The sequence below is a fragment of the Nannocystis pusilla genome, assembly GCF_026626665.1.
GTDB lineage: Bacteria > Myxococcota_A > Polyangia > Nannocystales > Nannocystaceae > Nannocystis > Nannocystis pusilla.
Genome location: NZ_JAPNKE010000002.1, coordinates 1748212 through 1768165 on the forward strand (window position 1 = coordinate 1748212; position 19954 = coordinate 1768165).

Annotated in this window: 20 protein-coding genes and 1 pseudogene; 7 read left to right on the forward strand and 14 right to left on the reverse strand. The window is 71.0% G+C overall.

Annotation, left to right across the window (positions count from 1 at the left end; translation table 11 throughout):
• Positions 1 to 39: 39 nt before the first annotated feature.
• Both OV079_RS57410 and OV079_RS07730 read right to left on the reverse strand, forming a co-directional pair.
• Positions 40 to 522 (reverse strand): annotated as a pseudogene (locus OV079_RS57410) (RNA polymerase sigma factor); the annotation flags it as partial.
• A 13-nt stretch (positions 523 to 535) separates the two neighbouring features.
• Entirely contained in the window at positions 536 to 955 is a 420-nt protein-coding gene (locus OV079_RS07730) for a hypothetical protein (RefSeq protein ID WP_267767141.1), read from the reverse strand.
• 1527 nt (positions 956 to 2482) lie between these two features.
• Between OV079_RS07730 and OV079_RS07735 the strand changes: the two genes are divergently transcribed.
• Entirely contained in the window at positions 2483 to 2842 is a 360-nt protein-coding gene (locus OV079_RS07735) for a hypothetical protein (protein WP_267767142.1), read from the forward strand.
• 32 nt (positions 2843 to 2874) lie between these two features.
• On the opposite strand, the gene OV079_RS07740 is transcribed toward OV079_RS07735, so the two are convergent.
• The 3 genes from OV079_RS07740 to OV079_RS07750 all read right to left on the reverse strand — a co-directional run bounded on the left by OV079_RS07740 (position 2875) and on the right by OV079_RS07750 (position 6185).
• Positions 2875 to 4173 (reverse strand): TIGR02996 domain-containing protein, encoded by a 1299-nt coding sequence (locus OV079_RS07740; RefSeq protein WP_267767143.1) that lies wholly within the window; start codon positions 4171 to 4173, stop codon positions 2875 to 2877.
• A 111-nt stretch (positions 4174 to 4284) separates the two neighbouring features.
• A complete protein-coding gene (locus OV079_RS07745) occupies positions 4285 to 4836 on the reverse strand; it encodes a TlpA family protein disulfide reductase (RefSeq protein WP_267767144.1) in 552 nt (183 codons plus the stop codon).
• A 35-nt stretch (positions 4837 to 4871) separates the two neighbouring features.
• Positions 4872 to 6185 carry a cytochrome P450 gene (locus OV079_RS07750; protein ID WP_267767145.1) on the reverse strand — a complete coding sequence of 438 codons (1314 nt, stop codon included), beginning with the start codon at positions 6183 to 6185 and terminating at the stop codon, positions 4872 to 4874.
• Positions 6186 to 6682: 497 nt separating this feature from the next.
• Between OV079_RS07750 and OV079_RS07755 the strand changes: the two genes are divergently transcribed.
• The 4 genes from OV079_RS07755 to OV079_RS07770 all read left to right on the forward strand — a co-directional run bounded on the left by OV079_RS07755 (position 6683) and on the right by OV079_RS07770 (position 10282).
• Complete coding sequence (locus tag OV079_RS07755; protein ID WP_267767146.1) at positions 6683 to 7150, forward strand: hypothetical protein; 468 nt, start codon at positions 6683 to 6685, stop codon at positions 7148 to 7150.
• A gap of 109 nt (positions 7151 to 7259) precedes the next feature.
• Complete coding sequence (locus OV079_RS07760) at positions 7260 to 7931, forward strand: histidine phosphatase family protein (protein ID WP_267767147.1); 672 nt, start codon at positions 7260 to 7262, stop codon at positions 7929 to 7931.
• A 405-nt stretch (positions 7932 to 8336) separates the two neighbouring features.
• Positions 8337 to 9161, forward strand: coding sequence for a gamma-glutamyltransferase (locus tag OV079_RS07765; RefSeq protein WP_267767148.1), 825 nt, complete (start codon positions 8337 to 8339; stop codon positions 9159 to 9161).
• Positions 9158 to 10282, forward strand: coding sequence for a gamma-glutamyltransferase (locus OV079_RS07770; protein WP_267767149.1), 1125 nt, complete (start codon positions 9158 to 9160; stop codon positions 10280 to 10282). Before OV079_RS07765 ends, OV079_RS07770 begins: the two co-directional genes overlap by 4 nt.
• A gap of 167 nt (positions 10283 to 10449) precedes the next feature.
• Here the strand turns inward: OV079_RS07770 and OV079_RS07775 are convergent, their stop codons facing one another.
• The 3 genes from OV079_RS07775 to OV079_RS07785 form a co-directional block, all read right to left on the reverse strand.
• A complete protein-coding gene (locus OV079_RS07775; protein ID WP_267767150.1) occupies positions 10450 to 10908 on the reverse strand; it encodes a hypothetical protein in 459 nt (152 codons plus the stop codon).
• 59 nt (positions 10909 to 10967) lie between these two features.
• A complete protein-coding gene (locus OV079_RS07780) occupies positions 10968 to 11270 on the reverse strand; it encodes a DUF3892 domain-containing protein (protein WP_267767152.1) in 303 nt (100 codons plus the stop codon).
• A gap of 149 nt (positions 11271 to 11419) precedes the next feature.
• Positions 11420 to 12007, reverse strand: coding sequence for a TetR family transcriptional regulator (locus tag OV079_RS07785; protein ID WP_267767153.1), 588 nt, complete (start codon positions 12005 to 12007; stop codon positions 11420 to 11422).
• 72 nt (positions 12008 to 12079) lie between these two features.
• Between OV079_RS07785 and OV079_RS07790 the strand changes: the two genes are divergently transcribed.
• Positions 12080 to 13336 (forward strand): cytochrome P450 family protein, encoded by a 1257-nt coding sequence (locus OV079_RS07790; protein ID WP_267767154.1) that lies wholly within the window; start codon positions 12080 to 12082, stop codon positions 13334 to 13336.
• Positions 13337 to 13412: 76 nt separating this feature from the next.
• Here OV079_RS07790 and OV079_RS07795 read toward each other — a convergent pair whose 3' ends face one another.
• Positions 13413 to 13847 carry a hypothetical protein gene (locus OV079_RS07795; protein ID WP_267767155.1) on the reverse strand — a complete coding sequence of 145 codons (435 nt, stop codon included), beginning with the start codon at positions 13845 to 13847 and terminating at the stop codon, positions 13413 to 13415.
• A 19-nt stretch (positions 13848 to 13866) separates the two neighbouring features.
• Here OV079_RS07795 and OV079_RS07800 point away from each other — a divergent pair, with 19 nt between their 5' ends.
• Positions 13867 to 14031 (forward strand): hypothetical protein, encoded by a 165-nt coding sequence (locus OV079_RS07800; RefSeq protein WP_267767156.1) that lies wholly within the window; start codon positions 13867 to 13869, stop codon positions 14029 to 14031.
• A 13-nt stretch (positions 14032 to 14044) separates the two neighbouring features.
• On the opposite strand, the gene OV079_RS07805 is transcribed toward OV079_RS07800, so the two are convergent.
• From OV079_RS07805 to OV079_RS07825, 5 genes are all read right to left on the reverse strand, one after another.
• Entirely contained in the window at positions 14045 to 15235 is a 1191-nt protein-coding gene (locus OV079_RS07805; protein ID WP_267767157.1) for a hypothetical protein, read from the reverse strand.
• A 71-nt stretch (positions 15236 to 15306) separates the two neighbouring features.
• The gene (locus OV079_RS07810; protein WP_267767158.1) at positions 15307 to 16746 is read right to left on the reverse strand and encodes a hypothetical protein; all 1440 of its coding nucleotides are present in this window, start codon (positions 16744 to 16746) and stop codon (positions 15307 to 15309) included.
• 292 nt (positions 16747 to 17038) lie between these two features.
• Positions 17039 to 18133: a hypothetical protein gene (locus OV079_RS07815; protein ID WP_267767160.1), complete on the reverse strand. Its 1095-nt coding sequence runs from the start codon at positions 18131 to 18133 to the stop codon at positions 17039 to 17041.
• The gene (locus OV079_RS07820) at positions 18130 to 18795 is read right to left on the reverse strand and encodes a 5'-nucleotidase C-terminal domain-containing protein (protein ID WP_267767161.1); all 666 of its coding nucleotides are present in this window, start codon (positions 18793 to 18795) and stop codon (positions 18130 to 18132) included. Before OV079_RS07820 ends, OV079_RS07815 begins: the two co-directional genes overlap by 4 nt.
• On the reverse strand, positions 18765 to 19946 hold the full coding sequence (locus tag OV079_RS07825; protein ID WP_267767162.1) for a bifunctional metallophosphatase/5'-nucleotidase: 1182 nt from the start codon (positions 19944 to 19946) through the stop codon (positions 18765 to 18767). Before OV079_RS07825 ends, OV079_RS07820 begins: the two co-directional genes overlap by 31 nt.
• Positions 19947 to 19954: the final 8 nt, after the last annotated feature.

Sequence of the window (19954 nt, forward strand, 5' to 3'; positions counted from 1 at the left end):
AGCCGCGGCGGCGAAGGTGCGCTCGAACTGCTCGCGGACCAGGCGGATCCGCGAATACACGGTGTTGACATTGACGCCGAGCGTCTGCGCAATCTCCGGCGCCGACATCTCTTCATATAAATGCAGCACGAACACGGCGCGACGATCGTCGTCGAGGCCGTCGAGGAATTCGGCGAGCCGGCGGCGAGCCTCGCGGCGCGCGAGCTCGTCGTCGTCGGCGAAGGCCGGGTCGGTGGCGGAGGCGGCGGCGAGGCGGGCGTGCCGGCGCAGCCGCCGGGCCTCGGTCCGCCGGTGACGCGCGGCGACCCGCCGGGCGACGCCGAAGATCCAGGTCTTGAGGGTCGAGCGGCCGGCGAACTCGGGCAGGCGGCGATGCACGACGAGGAACAGGTCCTGCAGCGCGTCTTCCTGAGCCTCGGGCGGGACGCCGAGGCGGCGCAGGCAGGCCCAGGCGTACTCGAAGTGGTCCTGGTAGAGCTCGGGGAAGGAAGGGCCGCTCACGGTGCTCCTGGGTGCCCGCATGCCAGCGCGGCCATCACGGGAATCGGGCTTCGATGCCGAGCATGGGCCGCAGGCCGACGGGCTGGGACCGCGCGAGCTCGCCGAGGCCGGCGACGTGGAAGCCGGGGCGCCGCAGGGCGACGAGGACGTCGAGGCCGAGGGTGAGGGCGAGGACGCGCGTGGGGGCCCAGGCGAGGCCGGGGCTGAGCTGGGCGGCGATCCACAGGTCGCCGGCGGGTCGCGGATCGGCGACGCCGCGGGCGACGGCGTGCAGGTACCCGAGCTCGAGGCCGGCGCAGATCGGGAACTCCAGCCGCCGCCAGCGCGGGACGCCGCAGCCGCGCACGGCCCCGGTCGCGAGCCGCACGCGCGCGCCGACCTCCGCGGGTTCGGGGTAGGCGAGGGCCCGCGCGGCGTAGGTGCCGGCGAGCTCGACCCGCCAGGGGCCGCGCAACAGGCCGAGGGCGAGGCCGGCGGCCGGGCTGAAGGCCGGAATGCCGCCAATTCGCCGCCGCCCGCGAGCCTGACCGCCGCCCGCACCGGGGTACGCGGCGCGAGGGCTGCGGGGGCGCGGGTGTCGAGCGCGGGATCGTCGACGGGAGAGCCGAGGCGACCGCCCGGCGGCGGTGGGCCGGGGAGGCCGGGGTTGTGAAGAGAGGCGCCGGCGCGCGTCGGGGCGTCGGCGTCGGCTCCGGAGATGCGCGGGCCACCGGGCGGAGAGGCGTCGGAGACGTTCGCCGGGTTCGCGGATGGGCCGGGCGCGCCCCCGGGAGGGGCGTCGGCGCGCGCCGAGGCGCCGGGCGGGGCGAGGGGCACAGCGGGTGCGCCACGGGGAGGAGCGTCGGCGCGCGCCGAGGCGTCGGCCGGAGCGACGGGCACACCGGACGCGCCAGAGGGAGGAGCGTCGGCGCGCGTCGAGGCGTCGCCCGCGGCGACGGGCACACCGGACGCGCCTCGGGGAGGAGCGTCGGCACGCGTCGAAGCGGGAGATGAGGAGGCGGGACGGCCGGGCGCGCCGCCGGTAGGGGCGCCGGCGCGGGTCGGCGGTCCGGGGGGCAGGCGGGGCGCGCCGCTGGTAGGGGCATCGGTGCGGGCCGGCGGTCCGGGGGGCAGGCCGGGCGCGCCGCTGGTAGGGCCTTCGGCGCGGGTCGGCGGTCCGGGGGGCAGGCCGGGCGCGCCGGCGGCGTCGGTCGCCGGGTTGGTGGGTGGGCCGGGCAGGCCGCCGGGAGGCGCGGCGATCCGCGTGGCGACTTCCTCCGGCGCGACGGCGAGGGCGATCAGCAGGGCCGTGACGTCCGCCAGGCTGCGACAGTCGCGGGCCTCGATCAGGCGGCGGTCGTCGAGCTGGGCCCCGCGCAACACCAGCCGCAGGCGCCAGCCGGTCCCGGAGCGCCTCGCCGCGTCGGCCTCGACGCGCACGACCGGCCCGGGCGGGGGTGCAGGCACGAGCTCGCGCAGGCGCCGGTGTATGTCGTCGGCGCTCGGGCACGGGGCCGGAGCCCGCCAGGTCAGCTCGACGCGCGGCGTGGCCGGAGGCGACGCGAGCGCGACGAGCAGGCCTGCGAGCGCCAGGACCACGCGCCCATTCTACGCCGCCGACAGGCCGCGAGCCGGATAGCGAGCTCGAGCCGCGGAACTCCTCGGCCTCCCAGCGGCCGCCCTTCCGGCCCCGTCGACGGCCCCCGGGCTCACGCGTGCGAGGTGGCTCGCGCTCGTCGAACTGCCCCGGAGAGCGATCGCTCGGGCCCGGTGTGGCCCTCACGAGCGCGCCACCGGGTCGGGGATTTCGCGGTCGTCGATCGCGGCCGCGCGAGCCAGCAGTGCTGTCGCCGACGGACCGCGCCAGCGCTCACTCGCGGCGGTTCAGAATCGACGATCGGGGCGTTGAGGGCTGGCCGATCGGACATGCCTGTTCAAGCATGTCGGCGACGGCTAGTGCCGGCGCGTTGACACGGTCCGCGGCGCGGGCGAAGGATCGCGCATGGCCCTGGTTCCAGAGACCCACCTGTTCCCCTGCGCCAGGTGCAGCGAGCTGCTGCGCGTCGCCGATCCGGTCTGTCCGCACTGCGGGGCGATGCGGTCACGAGCGGAGCGCACGGGCCCGCTGGTCGCTCTGGCCGCCGCCCTCGCGGTGGCAGCCTGCGGCACCCCGCAGCCCGAATACGGCGTCCCCGACACGGACACGAATGCGGAGACGCTCGGCACGGACGCGACGACGACGGACGCGACGACGACGGACGCGACGACGGACGCGACGACGACGGACGCGACGACGACGGACGCGACGGACACGACGGCGCCGACGACCGGCACCGGGACGACCGACGAGACGAGCGGGTAGCGGGACGACCGACGAGACGACCTACGTAGGTGCTAGCGCAGCTCCTCGCGCATGCTCTGGCCGACGAGGTTCACGTCGGGGAAGCGGGCGAAGAGCTCGCTCTCGTGCACGATGTCGTTGTAGGCGAGGTCGACGTCCTGCAGGCGAGGCAAGCGGGTCGAGGCCGCGAGGGCGCGGGCGCCGGCGTCGCCGATCCGGTTGTAACGGGCCGTGAGCGCCTCGAGGCGCGCGAGGTCCTGCGCCAGCGCCAGGGCCTCGATGCCGGCGTCGCCGATCGACGAGCCCTCGACGGCGAGTCGCACGAGCCCGCGCGTGTGGGGCGAGGCCGCGAGGCTCGCCAGGCCGCGATCGCCGAGTCCGTTGCCGCCGAGGTCGAGGTGCTCGATCCGCGCCAGCGACGGCTCGGCTGCGAGTCGCGCCACACCGTCGAGGGTGAGGCCCACCTCGAAGAGCTCGAGGCTGCGAAGGGCCAGGAGCGTCGGGCTGGCGACGATGGCATGGACGCCGGCGTCGCCGATCGGATCGTGAGCCAGGTCGAGCGCCTCGAGGTTGCCGAGGCGGGGCGAACTCGCCAGCGCGATCGCGCCGCGCGGGCCGATGCGGTTGTGCGTCAAACGGAGGTTGCGCAGCCGCGGCGGCGGCGAGGCGGCGATCAGCGCGGCCCCGTCGTCGCCGATGCGGTTCTTCCACAGATCGATGGCCTCGTACTCGGCGGTGAAGGGCGCCGCGAGCAAGGCGGCGACGGACGCGGGGCCGAGCGCGTTGCCGGCGAGGTCGAGCGCGAGCGGGGCGTGCAGATGCGGCGAGGCGAGCAGGCCGGTGAAGGCCTCGTCCGCGAGGTCCAGGTAAGCCAGACGGATCTGCCGCAGGACCGCGAGCTCGGGGCGAGCCGCCAGCGCCCGCGCGAGCGCGCCGTCGAAGGTGCCGCCACGCATGGGCCGCCCGAAGCTCACGACGCGCAGCAGCGGCGCGAGGACCAGCAGGCGATCGGCGGCCGCGGCGAACACGTCGGCGGGGACGTAGAGCTCCTCGACGAAGCCGCGACGGAAGGTGCCGGGCTGGTAGTCGGGCTTATCGGCGACGCCGAGGAGCTCGCGGAGCTCTCCGACCCACGCGGTCTCGTGCTGCCGCCGCAGCGCGTCCGCTCGCTGCCAGACGTCCTGCGCGAAGAGCGGGCCGGTTCCCAGCGAGACCTGCAGGCGGATGAACTCGCCGCGCGGGTCGCCGCGTCGCGTCAGCCACTCGGCGAAGGCCAGCCGCGGCGCGTCGTCGGCCGGGTCGGCGAGGATGCGGGCCATGAACTCGCGCTCGGCGCTCGCGGACGCAGGCATCGCCGCCGAGGATACGCCAGCGCGAGCCCGCGATGGCCCGCGCGGGGGTGCGTCCCTTGACGAGCCGGGTCCCGCCGTCGAGCCGCGCGCGCGCTCGCGGAGCGCGTCGGTCTAGGACGACGGGCCGAGGTCGGTGCGCCCGGTGACGAGCCCGGACTTGCTGCCGTCGAGCAGCGCGAGCAGCTCGCGCTCGATCCCGTTCGGCGCGCTCTCGACGATCCGGCCGACCTCACGACCGTCGCGCACGACGATCACGGTCGGGACGTAGCGCAGATCGAGCCCCTCCTTGTCGAACCCGGGGGCGGTCTTCTGCCGGTCGAGGCCGACGTACTTCAACGCGAAGGGGAGGTCGGGGCCGGCAGCGTCGAGGGCCCGCCACAGGCGCGGGACCTCGCGCCGCGAGTCGCCGCACCAGGTGCCGAAGATGACCGTCACCTCGGCCCCGGGCGGCACGCTCGCCAGCTTCGCCGCGGCCTCGCGGTCGATCTCCGCGTCGCTGATCCAGCCGGGCACCTCGCGCTCGACCTGGGCGCGCTCCAGCGGACCGACCAGCACCGGCGGGGCCTGGTCCTGCGACGGCGAGGTCGGCGGGGTGGTCTCGCCGGAGCGACAGGCCGAAGCGGCGAGCAGGACGGTGACTGCGAGGGAACGAGGCGCGGACATGATTGCGCGACGATAGCAAACTCGCGCGGCGAGCTTCAGGCGATCCGTTGCATGCGCACGCCGGTCTGCGGCCCGAGGGTGATCCGGCGCCGCACGATCGGCACCGGCCGTGGTTCCCGCAGGGCCAGGGTGGCCTCGCGCAAGAGCACCGCCAGGGCGATCCGCAGCTCGTAGAGCGACAGCGCGGCGCCCAGGCAGCGCCGGATGCCGCCGCCGAAGGGCACGAACTCGGAGGCGTTGGGCTTGCGATCGAGCATGCGCTGGGGGTCGAAGCGCTGTGGGTCGGGGTAGAGATCGGCGCGCTGGTGGACCAGCGGCAGGGCCACGCCGATCGAGGTGCCGGCCGGCAGCTCGTAGTCGCCGAGGCGCCACGGCCGTCGCAGCCGCCGCAGCACCATCTCGACGACGGGGTGCAGGCGCAGCGTCTCGTCGATCACCGCGCCGAGGAACGGCAGCTTGGCGAGCTCCTCGGGGGCCGCGGGGGCGGCCGTGAGCTCGTCCTGCAGTCGCGCGCGGACGTGGGCGTTCTCGGGCCGGTGCAGCTCCTCGAGCGCGGCGGCGAAGGTGGTCGCGGTGGTCTCGTGGCCGGCGATCAGGAGGGTGCGCAGCTCGTCGCGGATGTCGCGGTCGGTCATCCTCGACCCGTCCTCGTAGCGCGCGCTCAGCATCATCGACAGGATGTCGTCGCGCTCGCTCGCGTGCGGGCGGACGCGATCGATCTGCTCGTAGAGGAGGGTATCGACGTCGTCGGAGCGGCGCAGGAACTTCGCCCACGGCCCGAGCCCGAGCGGGGCCCGCTGGAACGCCTCGGCGGCCATGAAGATCGGCAGGGCCGCGTCGAGCATGGCGACGATGGCCTGCGTGTGGCGCTCGACCAGCGCGCGCTCCTCCACGCCGTAGACCGCGCGGACGATGACCTCGAGCGAGATCCGCAGCCCCAGGTCGAGCGCGAGGAACTCCTGCCCCGGCGCGACGGCGGCGAGCGCCCGCCGCGTCGCCTCGGCCATCGTGTCGCCGAAGGCCCGCATGCGCTCGCCGTGGAAGGGCGGCAGCAGCAGCTTGCGCTCGCGTCGATGCGGCTCGCCGGCCATCAGGAGCAGCGAGTGCTGGCCGAACAGCGGCACCAGAGTGGTGGCGCCGAAGGTGTCGAACAGGTCGACGTCCTGGATCGCGAAGATCTCGCGGGCGAGCCGCGGATCGGCGGTCAACACCAATTTACCGTGCGCCAGCGGGAGCGTGAACGGATCGCCGTATCGATCGCGGGCCCGCGTCATCGCCCCGATGGGCTCGCGCATCACCGCGAAGCTGGTCAGCAAGGTCGAGCGTGGTCCAGGGGGCAGCGCCGGCACGGCGGGAGTGTCGGGGATGGCGAAGCGCCTGCCAATGGCACGAGATCGCGCGGGGTACCAAACGGCGATATGGCCGGCGACGCCAGGCGCCCATCGGTGGGGCTCCCGGCGACCTGTCCTGCGGCCTCGCGCGCCCCCTCCACGAGGTGGACGACCGGCGCCCGTCGAGCCAGACCGGCGCGAATTGAGCGGGCGTCGTAAGTCTCATGGGACATGTCCCTTTCGACATGTCCCATGAGGCACACGAGAGGTCGGGCGCGAGCGAGCGGGAGCGGGCGGCCCGCACTTGCGGGCGCCAGGCCCCGACAACGGGTGTAAGCCGCGGGCCTGCGGGCGGCGTTTCGGCGGGCGACGATGGACACGCGCACCCTGAAGATCTCCCGGCCTTGCCCCATCGACCTCGAAGCCGACCGCAGCGGGCGCCAATTCTTTGTGGTCACTGTCAGAAGGACGTTCACGTCCTCGCCAACTGGCCCCGCGCCGAGGCCGAGGCGTTCTTGGCGGCCAATCGCGGCAATTCGGTGTGCGTGTCCCTGCGGCGCGACGCCGAGGGCGAACTGCAATACGCCGACTCGCCGGCGCGCGCACCCGCGCCCGCGCTGGTCCCCGTGACGCGCCTGCGCCGGCGCTGGCTGCCGGAGGCGGTCGCGGCGGCCGGGGTGGCCGCGGCCCTCAGCGCCTGCACACCGCATGGGCCGGTGAAGGGCTCCGAGAAGCTGGCGAGCGACGACGAGGTCCTGCTGCAGTCGATCGCGGGCGGGGTCAACGTGCCCACGAACTTCGAGCCTCCGCTGCGGCCGGTGCTCGAGGGCGAGCTGGCCCCGACGCCGCAGATCGAGCGCGGCGAGAAGCCCGCAGAACCGCCGCCGCCGGCTCGCAGCCGACTCGCGCCGAAGCAGGCGCCGGAGCCGAAAGCGGCGAAGGTGCCCAAGCCGCAGGAGTTCGACGGCGGCATCGACCTGTGAGCGACGCGTGACGCGAGCGGCCGGCCGCGTCAGGCTTCGTGCTCGCGTCCGGCCGAAGGTCCGCGTCGGCCGGCTTGCACTTCGCGCGGAACCGGCAACCCTCGGGAGCATGTCCACCCGGATCTTGCTCATCCGTCACGGCGCCACCGTCCTGTCCGCCGAGGACCGCTTCGCCGGCTCGACCGACGTCGACCTGTCCGACGAGGGCCGGCGTCAGGCCCGGTGCCTCGGCGAGCGACTCGCCGATCAGGAGCTGGCCGCCGTGTACGCGAGCCCGCTGCGCCGCGCGTACGAGACCGCGACGCTGGTGGCCACGGCCTGTCGGCGCGAGCCGATCGCCGACACGGGCCTGCGAGAGATCGACCACGGCCGCTGGGAGGGCCTCACGCGCGCGGAGGTCGAGGCGCGCTTCCCCGAGGAGTACGGCGCGTGGGAGGAGGACCCGTACACCTTCGCGCCCGCGGGCGGCGAGCCGGGCCTCGCGGTGATGGCCCGCGCGCTGCCCGTCATCCGCCGGATCGTGCTGCAGCACGCCGGCCAGACCGTGGCCGTCGTCTCGCACAAGGCGACCATCCGCCTGGTCCTGTCGAGCCTCCTCGGCATCGACGCCCGCGGCTACCGCGACCGCCTCGACCAGGCCCCCGCGTGCCTCAACATCCTCGAGTTCAAGGACGTCGTGCGCGCCCGCCTGATGCTCTACAACGACGTGTCGCACTACGCGGCCCAGCCCGCGCGACCCGGCGCCAAGCTGTCCAAGTGGTGGGACGCGTCGCGGGAGTGACCGATGGGACATGTTTGATAGAACATGTCCCATCGTGAGTGTTCGATTCGCCTCCGCGGCAGTCGCGACCACATCGCCGACAATTGCGAGAAGAGTAGGACCGTGCCGCGGAGATCACGGTCCCCCGGTCATCTCGCGGGTCGCTTTGGATCACGCCGGCCGTGTGTCGTGAACGACATCGCCCGGCCGCGGCAGCCCGTGACGTCGCGTCGCTCGTCACACGCCGCGTGAACGCCCCGATCATCACGCGCTAGCTTTCTCGGTCGACGCGGTAAGCCGACGCCGGACCACGCTCGAACGTGCGTCCGGGGCTCCGCTTCACCAGGAGGCCAGATGTCGATGCGACAACGAGGGACGATGTCATGGTGCGCGCGGGCGTGGCTGGGCGCGGTCTGCATGGGTCAGGTGGCGTGTCTGGAAGCGGCAGAGGTCGCGGCGTCCGGGGACGACGAGCTCGAGTTCCGCGCCTTGCCCGACGCCCGGCTACCCACGTCGGTGAATCAGAGCGGGCCCGGGCCCGCCTTTTTCGGCGGGGTCGTCACCACCACCGAGCCGCTGGCCGCCAACGTCGGCCGCGACATCCTCGCCCAGGGGGGCAACGCCGTCGACGCCGCCGTCGCGGTGCAGTTCATGCTCAACGTCGTCGAGCCGCAGTCCTCGGGCATGGGCGGCGGCGGCTTCATGTTGATTCATTTCGCCGGGGCGCCGCCGGGGGAGACCGTCGTCATCGACTTCCGCGACGTCGCGCCGGCGAACGTGACGATCGGGATGTTCGACACCTCGGTCTCGTCGGCGGTCAAGGGCTCGAGCGGCTACGCCGTCGGCGTGCCGGGCACGGTGAAGGGCATGCTGTACGCGCTCGAGCACTACGGCACCAAGACGCGCGCCGCAGTGCTGGCGCCGGCGATCGCGGCCGCCACCAACGGCTTCAACATCAGCTCGCGGCTGGCCGGCGACACCGGGTCGTCGCAGCTGCGCCTCGAGACGAGCACCAACTCGCTCAACAAGGGCTACTACGCCGAGGCGCGCGGGGTGTTCCGGCCCAACGGCAACAGCTTGTCGACCGGGACCCTGTTGCGGCAGCCCAGGCTGGCGACGACCCTGCAGGCCATCGTCGCGCGCGGCGCCACCGCCTTCTACAGCTGCGCCGATCCTTCGGGGATCGCGGCCGCGATCGTCGAGACCCAGACCGCGACCCGCAGCGGCAACTCCGGGGACGCGGTCGCATGACCTGCTCCGACCTGGCGAACTATCAGCTCGGCGTCTTCGATCCGGACCTGGCCAACTCCGATCCCGTCCACGCCCCGGTCATCGGCAGCTATCACGGCCATACCATCGTGACCGCGCCGCCGCCGTCGTCCGGCGTCTTTCTGGTGCAGATGCTCGACCTGCTCGAGCGGCTCGAGGCGCGCTGGGGCTTCTCGATCGGCGCCGGCAACTACGAGTTCGGCGAGGTGGGGACCCTCAACGTCATGCAGGAGGTGATGCGCGCCGCCTTCGCCGACCGCGCGCGCTGGCTCGGCGATCCCGACTTCTTCCCGGTGCCCGTCGCCGGTCTGCTCGCGCCCAGCTACATCCAGACGCGCGCTGGCCTTATCACGCCCGGCCAGCGACGCTCGAGCTTCTCCGCCGGCAGCCCGCCGACCTTGGCGGCCGCGCAGCAGAAGCCGGCGAGTACGAAGGAGACCCAGGAGCACGAGGGCGTCGACACCACGCACTTCACGGTCATCGACGAGGCCGGCAACGTCGTCAGCGTCACCAGCACGATCAGCGACCTGTGGGGCACCGGCCTGATGGTCCGCGGCCGCGGGTTCATGCTGAACAATCAGCTGCCCAACTTCAACGACGACCCCCAGGGCACCGCGGCGAACCCCGCCGCCAACGACGTCGAGGGCGGCAAGAGCCCGCGCACGACGATCGCGCCGACCCTGGTGTTCCTCGGCGACGAGCTGGTGGCGGGCTACGGCTCGCCCGGCGGCACCGGGATCATCAACGCCATCCTGCAGGTGACGCTGAACCTCGTCGACCACGACCTCACCCTGAGCACCGCGGTGCAGCGGCCGCGGATCTCGCTCGACAGCGGCAGCAGCTCGGCGAGACACGGAGATCGAGTCGGGCTTCAGCGCGTCGGTGCGCTCGAGCTTGCAGAACATGGGCTACGACTTCGACTCGACGAGCTCGATCGGGGCGGTGCAGGCCATCGTCACCTACCCGGGCGGCGGTCAGCAGTACGGGGCCGCCGATTCGCGCCGGATCGGCGGCGTCAGCGGCCTCGACCAGCACTGACGGGCGAGCGCGCGGCGGCGCGGCAGGGTTCGCGCCGCCGTTCGCCTCGGCCCCCGAGGCCCTGACGGGGCTGCTCCACGAACTGGCGTGAGCGCTGCGGGGCTCGCGGCGCGGGCGCGGTCGACGAGGGTTTGTCGGCCGTCGACGGAACTCGGGCGACTCCTGCGCCGCCATCCGGTCGCTACATTGTCGATTTGCCCAGAGCTCGCTCGCCCGCCCAAGGCGGAAAGAGTTATTGCCGCATCGATGCTGCTTCGCTCGAAAGTAGAGGCTCGGCTTCGGGTTTACGGCTCACCAGACACGCGACGCGGTCGATTCGATCAGCGAACTCGAGTGCCGCACGAGCGTCGGCATCGCCCCCCGTCACCGTACGAACAATTTCACCGCCGTTACCTCGAATAACAAGTTTCGCCCTCCTCGTCGCGCTGTAGATAAGAACTAGGACAACTACTGCGAGAGCGCCGAGCTGAAACTTGTCGGCATAAGCCGCCACAACCAGCGCAACCACGGCTAGGATCAGCAAGCTCGGCTCATCACGCTTGACGACTTCAGTCCCGCTGAGACAGTGTAGCAAGAGGGAAGTTGAGGTCCCTGTCGTGCGGTCGCCGAAGATAACTCGATGGCTGGTGAGCGTGACCGCGTTCCACGTGCAGAGTTCGTGCTCATTCGGGAAGTACTTTCGTTGAATCATGATGGGTTGACAGCCCGACAGGCTACTCCTTGGGAGGAAGTGAGAGCGAGACCACTTTGTCAGCAGGATGGCAAAGTGCCGAGGTTGTCGCTCGTGGTGTGGTTGGGGTCGGTCGTGATGTACCGACCGTCGCGGGTCAGTTCGACCTTGGCGTTACTTGGCCAACGATTGACGCCATACTCGTCCGTGTAGACCAAGGACGTATTGACGTTGTAGCCCCGGCGGATCCACGCGACCACGTCTTCGCGCTTGTACAGCATGACGTCGAGCACATGCTTGCCGTCGTCACTCACCCGGCCAGCGGTGACGAATTCGATGACTCCGCCGTGCTTACGGGATTTGCTGATCAGGTACTGAGTCATGATGGACTGGACAGGTAGTGCCGCGAGCTGGCCAATCCGGTAATAAAAAAGAACAGTTCGGCGAATACGAAGGCGATTGCGAGTGACGTTGCGCGACTTGCGAGCTCGGCGGGAGTGGAACCGATGCGCTCGCTGTTGCGGTCCCGCTTTCACGTCTCGTCGGTGGGCGCGAGGGCTCCGAGCGCCGCGCGGGTCGCCGCGAGCGCGCTCATGCCCTCGCCGTGCTCCGCCCACCACATCAGCGCGGCGAACGTCGCCGCCACCAGGGTGCGCGCGACCAGCGTGGGCGGCGTATCACCCGACGGCGTGCGGCCTGCCATCGTCGTCGCGATCAGCGCCTCGATCTCTCGCAGCGGCGGGTGGTCGAGCAGCGCCGGCGCGGCCGCCAGCAGTCGCAGGCGCTTGCGCGCCAGCTCGGCCGCCTCGGGGTCGTCCAGCCGGCGCAGGAACGGCTCCGCGAACTCGCGGAGCACTCCGGCGACCCGCAGGTCGGCGCGGGCCAGGGTGGCGGCCCGCTGGCGCACGAGGTCGCGCACCTCGTCGAGGCCGTCCCACACCAGGTCCGACTTCGACGGAAACAGCCGGAAGAGGGTCCGACGGCTCACCGACGCCGCCTCGGCGATCTCGCCCATCGTCACCCGGTCGAACCCGTGGCGCTCGAACAGGCCCAGCGCGACGCGGGCGATCTGGCGCGGGTCCGCCTCCTGAGGTCGGCCTCGCTTCGTCGCAGGTTGCATTTTGGCACCCGATGCCATAATTGAGATGGGAGCAGAAGAGGCGCCCCACGCGGCCTCGAAGGACGAACTAACATGAGGACTGCGTTCGAGTCATCGAAGCCCGTGCGGCTCGACGTCCGCCGCGAGATCGAGCGGCCGGAGGCGAAGGCCGACCCCTACGCCGCGTACGCCCGGCTGCGGAGGTTGGGGCCGGTGCTGCACTGGCGCACGTGGTTCCAGGACAGCCTCGTCATCACTCGCTACGACGACGTGATGAGCGTGCTGCGAGACCCGCGGGTCGCCAACGATCGCCGCAACGTCGGCGACGGCGGCAAGGGGCCGCTCGAGCGCTGGTGGATGCCGAGCATCATGAAGTTGTTCCTCGGCAGCATGGTCATGAAGGACCCGCCGGACCATCGCCGCCTGCGCAACCTCGTGCAGAAGGCCTTCACCCCGGCCATGGTCGAGCGCCTGAACGGGCGCGTCGAGCAGATCACCGCCGAGCTGCTGGACGCCGCGGCGAACAAGCCGGTCTTCGATCTGATCGCCGACCTCGCGCTGCCGCTGCCGCTGACCGTCATCTCGGAGATGCTCGGCGTGCCCGAGCCCGAGCGGATGCGCTTCCGCGAGCTGATCGGCAAGGTCCTCGATCCGGAGGGCATGAACCTCGCCGGGTTCGTCTTCAACTACCGCAACATGATGCGGCTCAACCGGTTCCTCCGGCGCCTCGTGCAGCTGCGGCGCGAGCAGCCGGGCGACGACCTCGTGACGGCGCTCGTGCAGGCCGAGGAGGGCGGCGACCGGCTCGGCGAGGACGAGCTCATCTCGATGGTCTTCCTGCTGCTGTTCGCCGGCCACGAGACGACCGTGAACCTGATCGGCAACGGCGTGCTGGCGCTGCTGCAGCACCCCGAGCAGCTCCGGCTGCTGCGCGAGCGCCCCGAGCGGATCGACGGCGCGATCGAGGAGCTGCTGCGCTTCACCAACCCGGTCGGCACGGTGTCGCCGCGGTTCGTCCGCGAGGACCTCGAGATCGCGGGCGTCCGGATCCCGCGGGGCACCACGCTCACGCTGCTGCTCGCCTCGGCGAACCTCGACGAGGCGGCCTTCGCCGACGCCGGCCGGCTCGACATCACCCGCGAGCCGAACCGCCACGTCGCGTTCGGCTTCGGCGCCCACTACTGCCTCGGCGCGCCGCTCGCCCGCGTGGAGGCGCGCGTGGCCATCCCCGCGCTGCTGCGGCGCTTCCCGGGCCTGCGCCTCGCGGTCCCGGCCGACCAGATCCGCTGGCGCGCCAACATGGGGCTGCGCGGGCTCCAGTCGCTGCCGCTGTCCGTCGCGGGCGCGTAGACGTTAAGCAGCGCGGGCCGAGCCCTTCGAGCCCGGCCCGCGAGGCGAGCGTCAGGGGGCGCAGGGGGCGCAGCCGTTACCAGCGCGCCTGCGCGAGCAGGAAGAAGCCGAGGCGGTTGGTGACGTTCGGGTCCTCGAACACGCGGATCCGGCCCGACTCGTTGCTCGCCTTGACGAACTTCGTGCGGTTGTTGTCGAGCGTGTAGCGGAGCTCGGACACGACCACGAAGAACGGCGCGATGTCCCACTTCAGCGTCAGCTTGCCCGACAGGATGTCGAACGGGTTCTCGCCGGCGGGGAGGACCTCCTGGTCCCAGTACTCGCGGTAGACGTTGGTCGTGTCGCCGACCTTGATCGACGCCGGGGACTTGTAGGCCAGCACCGCGCCGGGCGTCAGCTTCGAGCGCTCGAAGTAGTAGTCGAAGCCGAGCGAGCCCCACAGCTCCGGGGAGACCTTCGCCTCGTGGGGGAACGTCTGGTACGGGAACACGCCCGGGATCGAGAGGACCACGAAGGCCAGGTCCCGGTAGATGGCGTTGGCGAACAGGCGCAGCTTCTTGATGCGCAGCTTGCCGAGGAACGCGGCCGCCTTGGCCGGCTGGATCCGCGTGGTGTCGGGCTCCTCGAACTTCTGCAGCGTCTGGCCGACCGTGGTGAACTCGACCGCGGCCGAGCCGGCGATGCGGTTGTCGTAGATCTGGTTCTGCGTCAGCAGGAAGCTGGCGTCGGGGCTGTAGCGGAACAGCGGAAGTCGATCGAGGTGCCGATCGGGACGCCCCAGTGGGCGGTGAGGCGGGTCGAGCCGCCGAAGGTCTGGACCGTCTTGCCGCCGATCCGCGAGTTCGGCGAGAACATCGGGAACGCGCCCGACTGGTAGTAGCCGCCGTTGACCTCCCAGGCGAGCCAGGGGGTGAAGCCGATGCCGAAGCCGGCCAGCGCCGAGTAGTAGGTCTGCGGCTCGTTGATCTTCTCGTTGAGCAGGCGCGCCGACTTGGCGCCGAGGAACACGTAGCTGTCCTTGCCGGTGCCGACGTTCCAGTCGTAGCGCAGGCGGAGGCCCGGCGTCTGACCGGTGTTGTTGGGGAACATGCGCTCGCCGCCCCACGTGACCGCGTACGTGTACTCGAGCAGGAACCGCTGCGAGTCCACCGGGAACATCGTCAGCGAGATGTTATCGCCGGTGTAGTCGTTGCGCTTCGTGTAGAAGTTGAGCTTGCCGTACGAGCCGTCGTCGCTGAGCGTCGTGTAGTTCTGGAACGTCTTGCCGTCGTGCCACTGCTCGATCTCGGTGACGAACGCCGCCTCCGCGTCCATCCGCTTGAAGAACGTCGGCATGCGCTTGTAGACAACGAGCTGCGTCTCCGTCTCGAAGCCGCGCTTCTCCTGCTCGATGGCGTCGTAGAACAGGCGGTCGGCCGCCAGCTTGAAGCCGGCCGAGGGCGAGCGGTCCTTGGCGCCGGCGAGCAGGTTGTCGTCGGAGATGGCGAACGTGATGCGCGTCGCCATCGCGTTGCCGGCGGTCCACTGGTTGTAGCCGGTCGACGGCATGGCCCGCTGGTCGTCGATCGTGCGCCGCTGCTCCTGGATCGACAGGCGCTTCTCGGCGCGGTCGACCCGCGTGCGCAGGGCCCGGAGCTCCTTCTGCAGCGCCTCGACGTCGACGGCCGGCGTGCTGGTCGGCGCGGCGGGGCCTTCGAGACCGGTGACGTCCGGCTCCACCGGCGGCGGCGCGGCCGAGGGGGCCGGCGGCTGCAGCGTGGGCGACTGCGTCGCGGTGGGCGGCGGTTGGCTCGAGCCCGGCGGCGGACTTTCGGTGCCGGTGCTGGGCTGGAGCGCGAGGGCGAGGCCGGGCGCGAGCCAGGCGACGGCGAGGACGGCGGCGGGAAGGGGCCACTGCATGGGGTACGTGGTCGCTCTCGGCAACGGGGCCAGGGCTGCGGGCTACGGCGGGCAGGCGGGCGAGGGGAGACTTACTGGGCGATGTCGTCGGCGGTGCGCGGCGCCAGCTTGAAGTTCTCGAAGCTGTACACCAGCGCGCCCGTGATCGAGGTGAAGGCGTCGCCGACCATCGGCTTGGGCCAGTCGGCGGTGGCGAAGAACTGGTCGTCGAGGATGAGGCCGCCGTCGACGGTCCACTCGCCGAAGTTGTTGGCCTCGGTGGCGACGGTGACGTTCTCGACGGTCACGAGGACCGACTCGTAGTTCTCGGCCATCGCGCCGCCGGTGGCGACGTCGGCGGCGTCGACGACGATCGGGGAGGGCACCGCGTCGGTGCCGGTGACCACCACGTCGCCGGCCTGGCCCGCGGTGATCTGGGACATGTCGTAGAACTCGCCGTAGAGCCCGTTGATGGTGACGACGTCGCCGGGCTGGACCGCGAGCATGTCGGGGTTCTGGTTGATGTAGACGTAGATGCCGGAGTACTCGCCGCCGGCCGGGTCCTGGACGAAGAAGCCGTCGCCCTTGAAGGTCAGCGGGCTCGTGACGACCACGTTCTCGATGGTGACGAAGTCACCCTCGCCGACCTTGCCCTGCTGGATGTCGAAGATCGTGACCGCGCCCATCGGGCCGGTGGTGGTGTCGGTGTCGGTCGTGTTGCCGCCCTCGCACTCGAAGCCGACGTAGTCGTCGCAGCTGCGCGGGACCAGCTTGAAGTTGCCGAAGTTGTACACCAGCGGCCCGGTGAGGGTCAGCATGGTGTCGACGGGCGGCTTGGGCCCGCCCTCGGGCAGGAAGAACATGTCGTCGATGCGCAGGCCGCCGGTGACCTCGAACTCGCCGAAGCCGAGGTCGGCGTTGGTCACGCTGACGTTCTCGACGGTGACCGGGACGCTCTCCCACACCTCGGTCAGCGCGCCGCCGTTGGCGATGTCGGGCGGCGAGACGACCGGCGGGGTCGGAGCGGTGGCGGTGCCGGTGATCATGATGTCGTCGGCGAGCGAGATGTTGATCTCGCTGAACGTCTCCGAGCCGGTGTCGTCCATCGCCTTGTACTCGACGTACTCGCCGACCACGGTGAGCTTGTCGCCCGGCTTCGGCACCTTGCCCTGAGCCATCAGCTCGGTCGCGGTGTCCGGGTAGATGTAGAGCTGGATGCCGGAGTACTCGCCGCCGTCCTGCTCCTGAATGAACACGCTGCCGGCCCCGCTGCCGCTGAACTTCGTCGGCGAGACGACGACCACGTCCTTGACGCGCACGAGCGTGTTCGGGGTGACCTTGTCCTGCTGCAGGTCGTAGATGTTCGTGTCCTGCAGGCCGCCGCCTTCGGTCGGCTGGTTGGTCGTGGTCGGCGGGTTGTCGGTGGTGCCCGCGGTGTCGGTGGCGGTCGCGTCGTCGCCGGCGGTGGTGTTGTTGTTGAACGCGTTGCAGGCGAGCAGACACAGCGCGGTGCAGGGGACGAGTCGACGCATGATCCAGCTCCTTCGTATCTCGTGGCCTCGAGAGGCCGTGCAGTGATTCGCGGCGCGTGCCGCCAGAGTGGCGTTCCGTGCGCCCGGACACTTACTTTGCGGCCATGCGCGATGTCAAGCCGGGCCCCCGTGATCGCAGCAAGCGAGGTCCGGTCCCGAGGTCCCCTTGTGAGGCGATCCCCCAGCGAACGCTGTGACGCGGTCGACAACCAGCGTCGTCGGACCGTCGCCGGCGCAGCACGCGGGCGCCGCCGCGGTCCACCAGCCACGGTCGCCCAGACGCGGCCCGTCGCTATTGGCCGACGACCTCGATGTCGTCGTCGTTGCGGGTGTAGAGCAGCCAGGACGGTCGCGCGGCGGCGTGGTAACGCAGGTCGCCGACGATGTGCAGCTTGCCGCCGACGTGGTCGGCCGGGTCGAAGCCCGTCGCGCTGAGGGCGCTGACGACGTTGACGCCGCCCTTGCCGCTGTTGCAGTTGCCGGCAGGGTCGACGAGCACCACCCACTGGCCGAACGTCGCGTAGCCGTCACCGAGCGGACACACCGTGACGTCTCGCACCTCGACCAGACGGCTCTCCAGCTTCTCCATCGCCTGATCGTCGTCGACGAGATCGCCGGTGACCTCGAACGGCACCAGGTTGGACAGCTTGCCGCCGACCCGATAGGTCGGGAAGCCGAGCTCGGTAAAGCCGTAGAACTCGACCACGGTGCCGATGATCTCCTCGATCACCGAGCCCTGCTCGATGCCCTTCGGCCGCGAGTGGGTGTGGGCGAAGATGGCGTTGTAGCCGGCCGTCATGTCGGACAGGTCGGTCAGGTAGAAGCCGTCGACGGCGATGCCGGTGACCACCAGCGTGCGGCCGTCGGCGTTGACCTTGACGAAGTCGCCGTCGAGCGGCGAGCTGGCCGGGATGTCGGTCTCGTTGATCTCCCGCAGCGTCGGGTGGGCGATGTGGATCGTCGGCGACAGGCCGGTGGCGTAGCTGCCGGGGGCCTCCTCGCTGCCGCGGTCCTCGACCCAGATGTTGGTGGCGCCGTGGGCCCGCACGACCTCGACGGGGACGCCCAGCGCCTGACCGTCCTTGATCGTGATGGTGTTGGCCTGGCCCTGCGCGAGCCGCCCGCGCGGGGCGACGTCGAGGTAGACCTGTCCCGAGAACCAGGTGGCCGGCTCGCCGGCGTCGTCGACGGCGCGGACGTCGAGGACGAACTGCCGGCCGGTGCTGCTGTAGGGCAGCGGGTTCTTCTCGGTGCCGGCCGCGCCCTCGAGCTCGACCTTGAAGGTGAGCGGCGCGACCTTGCCGGTGCTCTTGTCGATCTCCTGCACGCAGGCGGAGCCGCCGGCGAGGACGAGGGCGAGCGCGAGGACGGGGTGCTTCGAGTTCATGGCGGCGTCCTCGTTCCTAGTACTTGGTGACGATCCGGCCGTCGGGCACCGCGTACCCGGACTTGCACAGGTCGAGCGGCGTGTTCGCGTCGTAGCAGGCGGGCATGCGGGATGTCGCGCATGTACTGGATCATCGCCTCGCGGATCGGGATGCCGGTGTTGACCTTGGTGGTGTTGCGCTTGAGCATGCGGAAGCCGCTGCCGCCCCACGCCATGTAGTCGTTGGTGCACATGTCGTAGGCGCGGGCGGCCTCGAGCGGCTCGCCGTTGACGTGGATGTCCTCGGCCTTGCCGGTGCGGCAGTTCATCGTGAAGCTGATGCCGGAGACCTGGATCTGCGAGTTGCAGCCGCGCTCGGCGCTCGACCGCGTGGCGAAGTCGAGCAGCTCCTGGACCTCGAGGCCGCTCAGGATCATCGTCGTGATCGTGTTCTCGAACGGCATCACGTTGTACATCTGCTCGTACGTGATCGGGCCGGCGAGGATGTCGGTGCGGATGCCGAGCGAGTTGGTGACGCAGAACTCGGTCTCGATGTAGCGGCGGTACTGCATCGCCTCGGCGACCAGGTTGCCGAGCATGCTGTCGCCGCCGGTGTTGCCGAAGCGCCGCAGCGGCTCGGTCGCGGTGGTGATCACGCGGTCGAGCAGCAGCGTCTGCTGCATCTCGTTGAGGTACTCCTGCAGGACGTCCGGGTGTCGGCGTCCTCGGGGACGGTCGTGTCGATCGGGAACAGCTTGAACTTGTGCGAGGTGATGCGCTTGTCGCGGACCACGATGTCGAGCCGGGCGACGAACTTGGAGAAGGCGTTCGGGTGGGCCAGCAGGGTCTGGCGCCGGTGCTCCGGCTTGCACTCGCCGATCCCGCGCGGCGGGTCGGTGCCGTCGGGATCGGCGCCGGCCTCCGGATCGTCCTCCTCGCCCTCGCTGTCGACCGTCACGACCTCGGCGTCCATGTCGGGCCGGGCCGAGATGTACTGGGCGTCGGGGTTGTAGTCGATGAGCTTGGGCGGGCTGAGGGCGATGTGGTGGTGGCCGCCGAGGATCAGGTCGAGGCCACAGATGTTGCGCGCCAGCACCTCGTCCTCGGTGAGGCCGAGGTGGTCGAGCAGGACCACCAGGTCGACCGACTCGCGCAGGAAGTTGGTGTAGAACTGGACGGTCTGCAGGGTCTCCTTCGGCAGGATCCCCAGGCTGTTGGTGCCGTCCTCGAGGCTGTTCATCGAGCTCAGGTTGCCCATGCCGATGATGCCGAGCTTGAGGCCGTCGACGTTGTAGACGACGAACGGCTTGACGATGATGTCGAACTTGGTGGCGAACGGCTTGGCGTCGTCCTCGAACTCGTAGTTGGCCGCGAGCAGGTCGAAGTCGCCGAAGCTCGAGAACTGCTCGAGCACGTTCTCCGGGCCGTGGTCGAACTCGTGGTTGCCGAGCGCCATGGCGTCGAGGCCGGCCATCGACATCGCCCGCACCTCGGCCTCGCCGCCGAAGATGTTGAAGATCGGGGCGCCCTGGAACAGGTCGCCCGAGTCGAGCCACAGCGACCGCCCGGCGTGCTCCCGCTCGCGCTTGACGATGTGGGCCATCTTGGCGACGCCGCCGTACGGCCCGCGACCCTCGGCGAGCCCGAGCTGCTGCTCGGTGTAAAGAGGATCGTGGTCGTACGGCAAGATCCGCGAGTGCACGTCCGAGGTGTGCAGGATCGTGAGCCGAACGTCCTGACCGGTGAGGTCGGGCGGGTTGGAGTCGTAGAGGCACGAGCCCAGCGACAGGCTCGCGAGCAGGCCGGAGACGATCGATAGACGCGAGTTCCGCACGGGTCCCG

Coding starts and splice junctions, on each gene's coding strand:
- OV079_RS07735 (WP_267767142.1), top strand. CDS start 2,483: ATGGCCCTGGTTCCAGAGACCCACCTGTTCCCCTGCGCCAGGTGCAGC.
- OV079_RS07740 (WP_267767143.1), bottom strand. CDS start 4,173: ATGCCTGCGTCCGCGAGCGCCGAGCGCGAGTTCATGGCCCGCATCCTC.
- OV079_RS07745 (WP_267767144.1), bottom strand. CDS start 4,836: ATGTCCGCGCCTCGTTCCCTCGCAGTCACCGTCCTGCTCGCCGCTTCG.
- OV079_RS07760 (WP_267767147.1), top strand. CDS start 7,260: ATGTCCACCCGGATCTTGCTCATCCGTCACGGCGCCACCGTCCTGTCC.
- OV079_RS07770 (WP_267767149.1), top strand. CDS start 9,158: ATGACCTGCTCCGACCTGGCGAACTATCAGCTCGGCGTCTTCGATCCG.
- OV079_RS07775 (WP_267767150.1), bottom strand. CDS start 10,908: ATGATTCAACGAAAGTACTTCCCGAATGAGCACGAACTCTGCACGTGG.
- OV079_RS07780 (WP_267767152.1), bottom strand. CDS start 11,270: ATGACTCAGTACCTGATCAGCAAATCCCGTAAGCACGGCGGAGTCATC.
- OV079_RS07785 (WP_267767153.1), bottom strand. CDS start 12,007: ATGCAACCTGCGACGAAGCGAGGCCGACCTCAGGAGGCGGACCCGCGC.
- OV079_RS07790 (WP_267767154.1), top strand. CDS start 12,080: ATGAGGACTGCGTTCGAGTCATCGAAGCCCGTGCGGCTCGACGTCCGC.
- OV079_RS07800 (WP_267767156.1), top strand. CDS start 13,867: ATGGCGTTGGCGAACAGGCGCAGCTTCTTGATGCGCAGCTTGCCGAGG.
- OV079_RS07805 (WP_267767157.1), bottom strand. CDS start 15,235: ATGCAGTGGCCCCTTCCCGCCGCCGTCCTCGCCGTCGCCTGGCTCGCG.
- OV079_RS07810 (WP_267767158.1), bottom strand. CDS start 16,746: ATGCGTCGACTCGTCCCCTGCACCGCGCTGTGTCTGCTCGCCTGCAAC.
- OV079_RS07815 (WP_267767160.1), bottom strand. CDS start 18,133: ATGAACTCGAAGCACCCCGTCCTCGCGCTCGCCCTCGTCCTCGCCGGC.
- OV079_RS07820 (WP_267767161.1), bottom strand. CDS start 18,795: ATGCAGCAGACGCTGCTGCTCGACCGCGTGATCACCACCGCGACCGAG.